We start from the raw sequence: 10,521 nt of genomic DNA, 5'->3' as shown, positions 1-10,521 counted from the left end.
CGCGGGGTGGAGCAGCTCGGTAGCTCGCTGGGCTCATAACCCAGAGGTCGCAGGTTCGAATCCTGTCCCCGCTACCAGGTGAAATGGCTCCCGGAGGTAACTCCGGGAGCCATTTTTCGTGTCGGCTGAGGCTTCGCCTAGCGGGCCTTCTCCCGCCTGCCGCTGAACTCGCGGACGAGCAGTTGGAGACGGTCCGATTCGTACTCGGGGCGCAGCCGTCCGGTGCGGCCGAGCGTGACCAGCCCGTGCAGCGCGGCCCAGAAAACCTCGGTGAGCGTGTCGGCGTCCTCGTCCCGGGTGACCATGCCGACCGCTTGATGCAACGCGGCGAAGGCCTCGATGAGCTGGGGCGGCGTGTCGTCGGCGGCGAATTGCAGGCCGGTCGTGCGGGTGAACATGGCGTCGTAGACCGCCGGGTTGTCGCGGGCGAAATCCAGATACGCCTTTGCGACCCGGGTCAGGGTGTCAGCGCCCGCGTCGGTGTCGGAGTGGGCGGCCCGGATCACCTCGGCGAGTTCGGCGAACCCGTCGAGGGCGACGGCGTCGGCGATCTGCTCCATGCCGGCGAAGTGCTTGTACAGCACCGGCTGGCTGTACTCGATCTCCGTGGACAACCGACGGGTGGTGACGGCGTCCCACCCTTCGGCCTCGGCCAGCTTGCGCGCGGTTCCGACGATCAGCTGTCGGCGGGCGGCGCGTTCGCGCTCGCGGCGGTCCTCGATGGCCATGCCTAAGGGTATCACAGCTAGAAAATCTAGCAACGCTATTGACGCGAGCCCGCAACAGGGTTAGCGTTGCTAGCACTTACCAGTGAGGGGAGTTGGGACATGGCTTTGGACGACATCACCCGGGCCGCCGCGCTGATCGCGGTGCTGGGCACCGCCGTGGTCTACGGCACCGACGTGTTCTGCGCGATGGTGCTGCGGCCGGCGCTGGCGTTGGTGAACGACGATGCCCTGGTCGCGGTGACGGGGCACGTGCATCGGTACGGTGACCGGCGCATGCCGGTGCCCGGCGTCCTCGGGGTCGTCGCCACCGCGGCGACGACAGTGCTGGCCGCGGTCGGCGCGCACCGGGCACAGGCCATCGCGGCGGGCGCCGCCCTGGTTCTGCTGCTGATCTGGCTGGTGCTCTACACCCGGGTGAGCGCGCCCATCAACCGGCAACTGACCGCGGCCGCCGAAGCCGGACGACCGCTGCCGAGCGGGCGCGCGCTGCAAGCGAAGTGGGATTCGATCATCGATGCTCGCGCGATACTGCAGGGCCTGGCCGTGGCCGCCCTCTGCGCTGTGCTGATGGTCTGACCGACCCGACATCCGCCGTCGAATTCCACTGAAAGGGAACCGATTACGATGTTTCAGCTCAGAACCTACACCCTGCGATCGCCGGAAGCTCTGCGGCGGTACGCGACCGTGCACTGGGCGCGGCACCTGGCCACCTTCGAGGCCTTCGGGGTCACCACCCACGGTGTGTGGACCGAACGTGGCGGCGACGCGAACCGGCTCGTCGCGCTGATCGGCTACCCGCCGGACGCCGACCCCGACCAACTCACGCGGCGCATCATGGCCAGCCCGGAATTCGCCGCCGACATGGCCGGCTTCGACGTCGGCGACATCGTCGACGTGCGGACGACACTGCTTGACCCGACCGCGTCTTCACCGATTCGGTAACGACACCTGAGGAGCGCTCGACATGACCATCACCACCACCATCGGCTACGTCCTCGCCGGCATCCTCGCCGCGGCAATCATCTTCATCGGTGCGCGGTTCCTGGTCGCGCCGCGCGTCGCCGCCGCCGGCTACGGCGTGCTACCCGACCTCGACCAGCCGGGCGCGGGCGCCTACCTGAGCGTCAAGGGCATACGCGACATCGCCACGGGGCTGTTCGTCATCATCCTGATGATCGCGGGCGCCACCCACCTGGTCGGGTGGGTGATGTTGGCCGCCACCATCATTCCGATCGCCGACGCCGCCATCGTGCTGCGCAACGGCGGCTCCAAGTCCGTGGCCTGGGGCGTCCACGGCGCCACCGCCGCCGTCATGCTCGTCACGACCGCGCTCTTGCTGGTGTCCCGATGAGACCCGATCTGTTTTCCCCAGCGGGCAGCGCGGGATACCGGGCCGCGACCAATCCGCACAACGCCACGGTGGCGCAGCGCCCGGCGATGGTGGCCCACCCGCGCACCGCCGACGAGGTCGCCCACGCCGTGCGGTGGGCCGCGCAACGCAACCTCACAGTCGCCGTGCAGGCAAGCGGGCACGGCGCGGGTGCGCCGATCGAATCCGACCGGTTGCTCGTCGACACGTCGGGCTTGAACGCGGTGCACATCGACGCGAACGCCCGCGTGGCCCGCGTCGGCGCGGGCGCGACCTGGGCGGCGGTCAACGCACTGGCCGAACGCCACGGACTGCTCGGGCTGGCCGGCACCTCGCCCACGGTGGCCGTCGCCGGCTACACGTTCGGGGGCGGAGTCGGGTTTTTGACCCGCCCGCACGGGATGGCCAGTTCGGCGCTGCTGGCCGTCGACTACGTCGACGGCGACGGGCGGATACGACGGGCGCCGGAGGACGCCGCCAACGCGATCGATCGCGAGGCGCTGTGGGCCTTTCGCGGCGGGGGCGGCGTCGGCGTGGCCACCGCGTTGACCGTCGAACTCATTGCGCCCCAGCAACTCTGGGCCGGCTATCGATTGTGGAGCGTCGACGCGCTCGGGCCGGTTGTCGACGCCTGGGCAACGGCCATGGACGAGATCGGTGCCGCGCTCTCGACCAGCCTCAGCGTGCTGCACCCGCCGGCGGGCTCCCCGGCGTTTCCGCCCGCGCTGCAAGGCGTCCCGGTCGTGCATCTGGCGTTCGCCTCACCGCAGGGCGCCGACGCGGCCGGCCCGCTGCTGCGCGCCCTGCGGATGGCGCCGCCGCCCGCCGTGGACAGCAGCTGGGCGCCCGCGGACGCGGCCCGGCTGGCCCAGATCCACCTCGACCCGCCCAATCCGGTTCCCGCGCTGGGCGTGGGGCGATGGCTGGGGCCCGGAGCGCCGGACGTCGCGGCGGACGCGTTGGACGTCGCCGCCGCGGTCGATTCGCCGGTGGCGGTGGTCGAGCTGCGCAACGTGGGCAACGACGCGCCCGCCCGCGACGGGGCGATGACCGCCGTGCCCGGCCCCTTCCTGCTGCACGCGGTGGGTCTGGCCACCGACGACGCGTCGCGCTCACGCACCGAGGACGGGCTGTCGAAAGTGCGCACCGCCACGACACCGGCCGACATCGGGCGCTCCGCCGCGTCGTTCGCCGACGGCCGTGCCGCGGTGGCGGACGGGCTGGACCAACCCGGGTTGCAGCGTCTCGGCCGCATCAGGGCCGCCCTCGATCCGGACCAGCGGCTCGCCCCATCGCGGCTTGTGGCGACGATCACCTAGCGCCCGGGAATTGCTTCGACATCGAAGCGAGTTGCACGCACTGTAACTGCTTCGAGATCGAAGCAAATGACTGAGGAGGGACACCATGAAGGCAGTGCGGTATCACGAGTACGGCGACAGCGACGTTCTGCGGTACGAGGAGGCCCCGCGACCGGTGCCGGGCCGTGGGCAGGTGCTGGTCAAGGTGGCCGCCACCTCGTTCAACCCGGTGGATGCCGGCATCCGCGGCGGCTACCTGGCCGAGGTGTACACGATCAGCTTCCCGCACATTCCCGGCGTCGACGTGGCGGGGACCGTCGCCGAGATCGGCGAGGGCGTGGCGGGCTGGAACGTCGGCGACGCGGTCGTGGCGTTTCTGGCGCTCGACGCCGACGGTGCCGCCGCCCAATACGCGCTGGTGCCGGCCGACTTGCTGGCCGCCGCGCCGACATCGGTGCCGCTGGCCGACGCGGCAGCGTTGCCGGAGGCCGCGCTGACCGCGTGGCAGGCGCTGTTCGAGATCGCCGGGCTGGCCGAGGGCCAGTCGGTTTTGATCAACGGCGCTTCGGGCGCGGTCGGCGGGTACGCCGTTCAGTTGGCCAAGCGGGCCGGCGCCGTGGTCACCGCGACCGCCAAGGAGCGTGACGCCGAGCGGCTGCGCGGCTTGGGCGCCGCCCGCATCGTCGACTACATCGACTACACCCACTCGCCGATCCACGTCGAGGGTGCGCCGTTCGACGTCGTGCTCAACCTGGTCAGCACCACCGACGAGCAAACCGACGCCCTCATCGGCGTGGTGGCCGACGGCGGCGTCCACGTCGGCACCATGGTTTTCGGGCCGGACAACCCGCCGCGGGGGGTCCGCACGCAGCGGATCTTCGTCCGCAGCGACGCCGCCCAGCTCGCCGGGCTGGTCCGTCGCGTCGACGAGGGGCAATTGCGCATCGAGGTCGCCGACCGCCGCCCGCTCGAGCAGGCCGCGGCCGTGCACGCCGCCTCCGATGCCGGCCGCCTGCACGGCAAGACCATCCTCGTCCCCGCCGACCAGTAACCGACTCCCACAACCACATTCAGCGAGGTGGGGCCGTCGCTCGCGGCGGCCCCACTCGGAAGGGAACAGCATCATGGGAAAGCTCGCACTCGTCACCGGCGCCACCTCGGGAATCGGCCGGGCGTACGCCGAACGCCTCGCCGCCGACGGCTACGACCTGATCATCGTGGGCAGGCGCGCGGAGCGGTTGGCGGAGTTCGCGGCCGCCCACCCCGAAGTGATGGTCCGAACCGTGGTCGCGGACCTTGCGAACGGCGACGACGTCGCCCGGGTCGCCGAGATCTGCGCCGCCGAGCCGTTGACGATGCTGGTCAACAACGCCGGCGTCGCCCACTACATGCCGTTGGCCGAGCTGCCCGCGGCCAAGGCCGTCGAACTTGTGAACGTGAAAGTCCTTGCCCCCACGATGCTTACCCGCGCCGCGGTCCCCGGGATGCTGGAGCGCGGTGCGGGCGCGATCATCAACATGGCGGGCATGATCGCCTTCAGCGGTCCCGCCCCGCACTCCCAGCTGCCCCGCCGCGCCGTCTACGGGGGAACCCTGGCGTACCTCGTCGCGATGTCGCAGACCCTCGGCGCCGAGCTCGACGGGACCGGAGTCGTCGTGCAGGTGGTCTGCCCCGGGGTGGTGGCGACCGAGTTCCACGAACGTCAGAACATGGACCTCAGCGCGGTGCCTCGGATGAGCGCCGAGGACGTCGTCACCGCCAGCTTGCGGGGCCTGCAGTTGGGCGAGACGGTCTGCGCCCCCGGCGTCGAGGACGCGAGCCTGTTGGACGCGGTGTTCCGGGCCGACCTCGCCGCCTTCGGCGCGCAAAGCCCCGAACTCGCCACGCGCTACCGCTGAACACTTCGATGTCGAAGCACTAGGGTCGAGGAGTGGCCAAGGCTCTCAACCCCGTGCAGCTGCGGACCTACTTCGCCTTGATGGAGGCCGTCAGCCTGCTGCAGTACGAGGTGCGACAGCAACTGCAGGCCGACGGCAATCTGAGTTACGTGCAATTCGAGATTTTGGCCAAACTTGCCGACGCGCAGCGCCCACTCACCATGACCGAGCTGGCCGACGGCGTGGTGTACAGCCGCTCGGGCCTGACCCATCAGGCCGGCCTACTGGAAAAGGAAGGCCTCATCACGCGCGCGGCATCGCGCGACGACCAGCGCGCCACGGTCGTCAGCATCACCAAGAAGGGCCGTGCACGGGTCGCCAAGGTGTTGCCCGGCCACATCGAAGTGGTGCGCGACCTGCTGTTCGACTCGCTGTCCGATCGCGACGTACGCACGCTCGGTGACGTGATGGGCCGCGCCCGCGACCACATGCGTTCCCGGCCGCCCCGCTCCGCCGCGCCGCGCAGTCGCCGCGCCGCCGCCGACTGACGGCACCGGCCCCGAAAATCGCGCCGGTTGCGCGTGCAGCAGAAATGGGTAACTAACGCAGTAGTCGGGCTGCTAAACGCCAGTCAGCGTCGGAAGGTGGGATCGCATGGTTCGTCAAGAGGAGGGCCGGTGGGACGTCAGTGTCAAGAGCAACGCGGTTTGCGTCGAGCGCATCTCGGACAGTGACAAAAGGGTATTCGAGGATCTGTTGGCGCCCCGGGAGGCCCGCGCACTGGCCGGGCTGCTGACGAAGTTCGCCGACAAGGTCGACGAGTCCGCCAAGTCCGAGAAATCCGACGAGTCCCAGGACTCCGACAAGTCCGAAAACACCGAGAAGGATTCGGACGAGAAGGATTCCGACGAGAAGGATTCGGACGATAAGGATTCGGACGAGAAGGAATCCGACGAGTCGGACGGCTAGTCCCGGCCGGCGCTGCTACGTGCAGCCGCTCACATGGATTCGCCGGCCCACTCCGGCGCAGACGCTCACGTTCGGCGGTGGCGGCGGCGGAAAGTCCTGCGGCAGCGGCGCATAATCGCCCGGCGGCGGCGCGTAGGTGTCGACCGTGTCGGCCACGTTGGTGCACCCGCTCACCGAAACGCGCCGGCCGACGCTCGCACAGACGTCGGCATTGGCCACACCGGGGGGCTGCAGGACGGCGTACATCTCGGGGATCGCCGTGAGAGCCAACGTGGTGATCCCCGCGGCGGCCCACGAACGCACCGACAGATTCATGGTCATCTCCTTTCCCCTACACCGCCCCTAGGGCGTGACGCCGGGTTCCCCGACCAGCGGGGTCCACTGGCAGCGCTGCCGGACGTCGACCAGCGGCTGGCGGATGTTCTCCAGGTCGGCTTGCTCTTGCGGGTTGGCGGCGAAGTAATTCTGGACATCGTCGCGGATCTGATCTTTCGGGCGATCCTGCAGACCGGTATAGAACCCGTTCACGTCCGGGTGGGTGAACAGGTAGGTCGACAGCGACGCCGCGACGCTCGCAGCCACCCCGGCGACGTCGCCGGCCGTGCAATTGGCCGGCCGCGGCGGCGGGTCGGCCGCGGCGGTCGCCGCGCCCGCACACAACAGCGCGCCCGCTGAAATGGCGCCGACAATCAGCCGGCCTGGGAAGGAGAGTGGGAGGAACATGGCGGGCCCCTTCATCCGGTCATCGACCCGACGGCGGCGGTCACCGCCGTGCGCATACACCATCTTCTGCCAACGGCGCCGATTCCGGTAGGGGTCTACCAGCGGAAATGGCCTCCGGGGGACATTCGGGCGGTGACCGCGGCTGCCGCGATGCCCGCGTGCGTCCCGACTGCGGAGAGGGTGGCAACGAGTGCTGTCACCGGCCAAAGTCGTTGTCGCGCAGCAACGGCCGCCTTAGTGTGGGCGCACATGCGTACCGCGTTCCATCGGCAACTGGAGGCTCTGACCGCCTCCGTCGCCGACATGTGCGCGCGCGCCGGTGGTGCGATGCAGCGCGCGACGCACGCGCTGTTGCACGCCGATGGGTCGCTCGCCGGAGGCGTGGTCAACGACCACCACAAGATCGTGCGCCAGGGTGCCCACGCCCAGCGGAAGGCTTTGGCGCTGTTGGCGCTTCAAGCCCCCGTGGCCGGGGACCTCCGGGTCGTCGTAGGCGACCTCAAGAACATCGCCGACGCCCAGCGCATGGGTGCCTTGGCGTCGCACGTGGCCGAAATCGCCCGCCGCCGTTACCCCGCCCGCGCCCTGCCCGAGGAGGCGGTCGGCCACTTCTCCGAAATGGGTCGCATCGCCGTCGATCTCAGCAACGTCGCCGGACGCGTCGTGCGCGCCCGCGACCCGGTCGCGGCCGCCCGCATGCGGCGCGACGACGACGCGATGGACGAGCTGCACCGCCAGCTCTTCACCTTGATGATGGACCGACCGTGGAACCACGGCGTGGCCGCCACCATCGACGTCACCCTGCTCGGCCGGTACTACGAACGCTTCGCCGACCACGCCGTCGAGATCGGACGTCGAGTCATCTTCCAGGCCCGAGGAGAGCCGATGTCCGTTTCCGGCGTCATCGCACGGATTGTGGGGTTCCTACGCGCCGGCTACCCCGGCGGGATACCGGCGACCGACACCTTCCCGTTGCTGGCGCTGCTGCGGCGGCGCCTGTCCGACCGGGAGGTCATGCAGATCGCGGCCGAGCTCGTCGAGCATGGCGACGTGCCCGTGGACGCAACGACCATCCGGGTCATGATCAGCAAAATCACGGACCAGATGCCCGCACCCGATGAGGTCGAACGCGTCAAGCGACATCTCGAGATGTGCGGATGGCCGGTCAGCGACGAGTTTCCGGCCTAGGGCGGTGAAAACGCCGTAGCGAGACTCTCCGGGCGCCATGTGCGTGCCGGCGACGAACCGGGATGCAGAATGACCTGGTGCTGACCGCGCTGAAGGGCCGCTGACGTGCACGGGTTCGGCTTCCACACGCTGGCGCTGCTGACCGCGGTGGGATTCGCCGGTCCGCTGCTGGCGTCGCTGCCGCGCCTGCAGATCCCGGTCATCATCGGCGAGCTGGCCGTGGGCCTCGTCATCGGCAAGACCGGTTTCGGCGTCGTCGACGACGCCAACCCCACCTTTCAGTTGTTGGCGAACATCGGTTTCGCACTGGTCATGTTCGTGGTCGGCACCCACGTTCCGGTGCGCGATCCCAAGCTGCGCTCGGCGGCGCCGCGGGCGCTGGTGCGGGCGGTCGTCGTCGGCGCCGTGGCCGCGGCCCTGGGTGTGGGACTGGCGGCGGCGTTCCACACCGGCCACGCGGCGCTGTACGCGGTCCTGATGGCCTCGTCGTCGGCGGCGCTGGCCCTGCCGGTGATCGATTCGCTGCGGCTGCAGGGACCGGATGTGCTGTCGGTGACCGTGCAGATCGCCATCGCCGACGCCGCGTGTATCGTGTTGCTGCCGTTGGTGATTGACCTGAAGCGCGCGCCGATCGCCGCGCTCGGCGGGCTCGCGATCGCGGGCTGCGCGGTGGTGCTGTATCTGCTGCTGCGGGTGGCCGACCGCAGGGGGCTGCGCCGGCGCCTGCACCGGTACTCCGAGGACCGCCGCTTCGCGCTGGAACTGCGGACGAACCTGGTCGTGCTGTTCACCCTGGCGGCGCTGGCCACCGACACGCACGTGTCGATCATGCTGGCGGGCTTCGCGTTCGGGCTGGTGATCGCGCTGGTCGGCGAACCGCACCGGCTGGCCCGCCAGCTGTTCGGCATCACCGAGGGGTTCTTCAGCCCGCTGTTCTTCGTCTGGCTGGGCGCCTCGCTGCAAGTGCGCGAATTGGGTTCGCATCCGATGCTGATCCTGCTGGGCATCGGGCTGGGACTGGGCGCCGTGCTGGCGCACTGCGCGGGACGGCTGCTCGGCCAGCCGCTGACGCTGGCGGCGCTGTCGGCGGCCCAGCTCGGGGTGCCGGTGGCCGCGGCCACGATCGGGACCCAAGAGCACCTGCTGGTGAGAGGCGAAGCGTCGGCGCTGATGTTCGGCGCCCTGCTGACGATCGCCTGCACGTCGATCGCGGGCGCGCTGGCGGCGCGACGCCAGCCGCACGCGACCACGGCCTAGGGATTGGCACAAAGTCCCTTTGCCTAGTGCCGTCGTGCTCTCGTCTCACCGGCGGCGCCTGGGCGATGGTGGAGACCAAGAAGCTTGACCCGAAGGGAACGACCCCATGAACGCACGCTTTCCGGACGCCGGCACGGTCCGGACCGTCCTGACATTGGCGTCGCGGGCACCCTCGGTGCACAACACGCAGCCATGGCGGTGGCGCGTCGACGACGCGAGCCTGCATCTCTACGCCGACGCCGAACGGCAACTGCCCAACACCGACCCGGACGGCCGGGACCTGATCCTGAGCTGCGGCACGGCGCTGCATCACTGCGTCGCCGCCTTCGCGGCCGTCGGCTGGCTGGCCAGGGTGACCCGGCTGCCGAACCCGGACGACCCCAACCACCTCGCCTCGATCGAATTGTCGCCATACCCCGCCGACGCGTCCGACATCGCGATCGCGGCGGCGATACCGCGGCGCCGAACGGACCGTCGCCACTACAGTTCCTGGCCGGTGCCGGTCGGCGACATCGCACTGATGGCGGCGCGGGCGGCCCGAAACGGTGTGACGCTGTGCCAAGTCGAGGACCTCGGCAAGCTGCACAGCATCGTCGCCGAATCCGTTGCGGAACACCTCAACCGCGATTACCTCGCCGAGCTCACCGCCTGGAGCGGACGCTACGCGTCGGTCGCGGGGGTTCCGGCCCACAGCACACCGGCGTCCGACCCGGCCGCGAAAATTCCGGGCCGATTCTTCGCCGGGCCCACGCTGCCGATGGCGCCGGACTCGGCGCCCGCCGACGACAATGCGGTCGTCCTCGCGCTGGGAACGCGGACCGACGACCGGCTGGCGCGGCTGCGCGCCGGTGAGGCAACCAGCGTCGTACTCCTGACGGCGACGTCAATGGGGCTGGCCAGCTGCCCGGTCACCGAGCCGCTGGAGATCCCCGAAACACGCGAGTCAGTTCGCTCCGACATCTTCGGCGGCGGCGATTACCCGCAGATGCTGTTGCGGGTGGGCTGGGCGCCGATCAACGCCGATCCGTTGCCGGCGACGCCGCGGCGCGAACTGTCCGATTTCGTCGAGTGGGTCAACGAGTAACGAGGGCAAGCGGCGCAAGCCATTGAGG

At 70.0% G+C, this 10,521-nt stretch carries 14 protein-coding genes, 1 tRNA gene and 1 pseudogene; 13 read left to right on the top strand and 3 right to left on the bottom strand.

What is annotated here, in order from left to right; genetic code table 11:
* Positions 1–77, top strand: a tRNA-Met gene (locus tag AWB89_RS13405).
* Positions 78–137: 60 nt separating this feature from the next.
* On the opposite strand, the gene AWB89_RS13400 is transcribed toward AWB89_RS13405, so the two are convergent.
* Positions 138–728 carry a TetR/AcrR family transcriptional regulator gene (locus AWB89_RS13400; RefSeq protein WP_085174199.1) on the bottom strand — a complete coding sequence of 197 codons (591 nt, stop codon included), beginning with the start codon at positions 726–728 and terminating at the stop codon, positions 138–140.
* A 99-nt stretch (positions 729–827) separates the two neighbouring features.
* Here AWB89_RS13400 and AWB89_RS13395 point away from each other — a divergent pair, with 99 nt between their 5' ends.
* The 8 genes from AWB89_RS13395 (at position 828) to AWB89_RS13360 (ending at position 6,241) form a co-directional block, all read left to right on the top strand.
* Positions 828–1,304, top strand: coding sequence for a DUF1772 domain-containing protein (locus AWB89_RS13395; protein WP_085174197.1), 477 nt, complete (start codon positions 828–830; stop codon positions 1,302–1,304).
* A 48-nt stretch (positions 1,305–1,352) separates the two neighbouring features.
* Positions 1,353–1,670, top strand: coding sequence for an NIPSNAP family protein (locus AWB89_RS13390; protein WP_085174196.1), 318 nt, complete (start codon positions 1,353–1,355; stop codon positions 1,668–1,670).
* A 22-nt stretch (positions 1,671–1,692) separates the two neighbouring features.
* Complete coding sequence (locus AWB89_RS13385; protein ID WP_085103786.1) at positions 1,693–2,079, top strand: DUF4267 domain-containing protein; 387 nt, start codon at positions 1,693–1,695, stop codon at positions 2,077–2,079.
* Positions 2,076–3,416: an FAD-binding oxidoreductase gene (locus AWB89_RS13380; protein WP_085174194.1), complete on the top strand. Its 1,341-nt coding sequence runs from the start codon at positions 2,076–2,078 to the stop codon at positions 3,414–3,416. Before AWB89_RS13385 ends, AWB89_RS13380 begins: the two co-directional genes overlap by 4 nt.
* Positions 3,417–3,501: 85 nt before the next feature.
* Complete coding sequence (locus AWB89_RS13375; RefSeq protein WP_085174192.1) at positions 3,502–4,446, top strand: NADP-dependent oxidoreductase; 945 nt, start codon at positions 3,502–3,504, stop codon at positions 4,444–4,446.
* A gap of 73 nt (positions 4,447–4,519) precedes the next feature.
* On the top strand, positions 4,520–5,293 hold the full coding sequence (locus tag AWB89_RS13370; protein ID WP_085174190.1) for an SDR family NAD(P)-dependent oxidoreductase: 774 nt from the start codon (positions 4,520–4,522) through the stop codon (positions 5,291–5,293).
* Positions 5,294–5,325: 32 nt separating this feature from the next.
* Positions 5,326–5,820: a MarR family winged helix-turn-helix transcriptional regulator gene (locus tag AWB89_RS13365; protein WP_085103778.1), complete on the top strand. Its 495-nt coding sequence runs from the start codon at positions 5,326–5,328 to the stop codon at positions 5,818–5,820.
* Positions 5,821–5,926: 106 nt separating this feature from the next.
* On the top strand, positions 5,927–6,241 hold the full coding sequence (locus tag AWB89_RS13360) for a hypothetical protein (protein WP_085174188.1): 315 nt from the start codon (positions 5,927–5,929) through the stop codon (positions 6,239–6,241).
* 15 nt (positions 6,242–6,256) lie between these two features.
* Here AWB89_RS13360 and AWB89_RS13355 read toward each other — a convergent pair whose 3' ends face one another.
* Together AWB89_RS13355 and AWB89_RS13350 are read right to left on the bottom strand one after the other, a co-directional pair.
* On the bottom strand, positions 6,257–6,544 hold the full coding sequence (locus tag AWB89_RS13355; protein ID WP_372515363.1) for a hypothetical protein: 288 nt from the start codon (positions 6,542–6,544) through the stop codon (positions 6,257–6,259).
* Between the two features lie 39 nt (positions 6,545–6,583).
* Complete coding sequence (locus AWB89_RS13350) at positions 6,584–6,964, bottom strand: heme-binding protein (RefSeq protein WP_085174542.1); 381 nt, start codon at positions 6,962–6,964, stop codon at positions 6,584–6,586.
* Between the two features lie 249 nt (positions 6,965–7,213).
* On the opposite strand from AWB89_RS13350, the pseudogene phoU reads away from it, so the two are divergent.
* From phoU to AWB89_RS13335, 4 genes and pseudogenes are all read left to right on the top strand, one after another.
* A pseudogene (gene phoU, locus AWB89_RS13345) lies at positions 7,214–7,846 on the top strand (phosphate signaling complex protein PhoU); the annotation flags it as partial.
* Between the two features lie 3 nt (positions 7,847–7,849).
* Entirely contained in the window at positions 7,850–8,152 is a 303-nt protein-coding gene (locus AWB89_RS27965) for a DUF3349 domain-containing protein (protein WP_169716600.1), read from the top strand.
* 105 nt (positions 8,153–8,257) lie between these two features.
* A complete protein-coding gene (locus AWB89_RS13340) occupies positions 8,258–9,409 on the top strand; it encodes a cation:proton antiporter (RefSeq protein WP_085174182.1) in 1,152 nt (383 codons plus the stop codon).
* A 106-nt stretch (positions 9,410–9,515) separates the two neighbouring features.
* Positions 9,516–10,493: an Acg family FMN-binding oxidoreductase gene (locus tag AWB89_RS13335; RefSeq protein WP_085174180.1), complete on the top strand. Its 978-nt coding sequence runs from the start codon at positions 9,516–9,518 to the stop codon at positions 10,491–10,493.
* Positions 10,494–10,521 lie beyond the last annotated feature (28 nt).

Origin of the sequence: Mycobacterium paraense (genome assembly GCF_002101815.1) — a bacterium.
Classification (GTDB): Bacteria; Actinomycetota; Actinomycetes; order Mycobacteriales; family Mycobacteriaceae; genus Mycobacterium; species Mycobacterium paraense.
The sequence above is the reverse complement of the archived record's forward strand: the minus strand, read 5'-3'. Positions and strand labels throughout refer to the sequence as shown.

Bases quoted from the DNA above. Each gene is read 5' to 3' on its own strand.
- AWB89_RS13400 (WP_085174199.1), bottom strand. From the start codon at position 728: ATGGCCATCGAGGACCGCCGCGAGCGCGAACGCGCCGCCCGCCGACAG.
- AWB89_RS13395 (WP_085174197.1), top strand. From the start codon at position 828: ATGGCTTTGGACGACATCACCCGGGCCGCCGCGCTGATCGCGGTGCTG.
- AWB89_RS13390 (WP_085174196.1), top strand. From the start codon at position 1,353: ATGTTTCAGCTCAGAACCTACACCCTGCGATCGCCGGAAGCTCTGCGG.
- AWB89_RS13385 (WP_085103786.1), top strand. From the start codon at position 1,693: ATGACCATCACCACCACCATCGGCTACGTCCTCGCCGGCATCCTCGCC.
- AWB89_RS13380 (WP_085174194.1), top strand. From the start codon at position 2,076: ATGAGACCCGATCTGTTTTCCCCAGCGGGCAGCGCGGGATACCGGGCC.
- AWB89_RS13375 (WP_085174192.1), top strand. From the start codon at position 3,502: ATGAAGGCAGTGCGGTATCACGAGTACGGCGACAGCGACGTTCTGCGG.
- AWB89_RS13370 (WP_085174190.1), top strand. From the start codon at position 4,520: ATGGGAAAGCTCGCACTCGTCACCGGCGCCACCTCGGGAATCGGCCGG.
- AWB89_RS13360 (WP_085174188.1), top strand. From the start codon at position 5,927: ATGGTTCGTCAAGAGGAGGGCCGGTGGGACGTCAGTGTCAAGAGCAAC.
- AWB89_RS13350 (WP_085174542.1), bottom strand. From the start codon at position 6,964: ATGTTCCTCCCACTCTCCTTCCCAGGCCGGCTGATTGTCGGCGCCATT.
- AWB89_RS27965 (WP_169716600.1), top strand. From the start codon at position 7,850: ATGTCCGTTTCCGGCGTCATCGCACGGATTGTGGGGTTCCTACGCGCC.
- AWB89_RS13335 (WP_085174180.1), top strand. From the start codon at position 9,516: ATGAACGCACGCTTTCCGGACGCCGGCACGGTCCGGACCGTCCTGACA.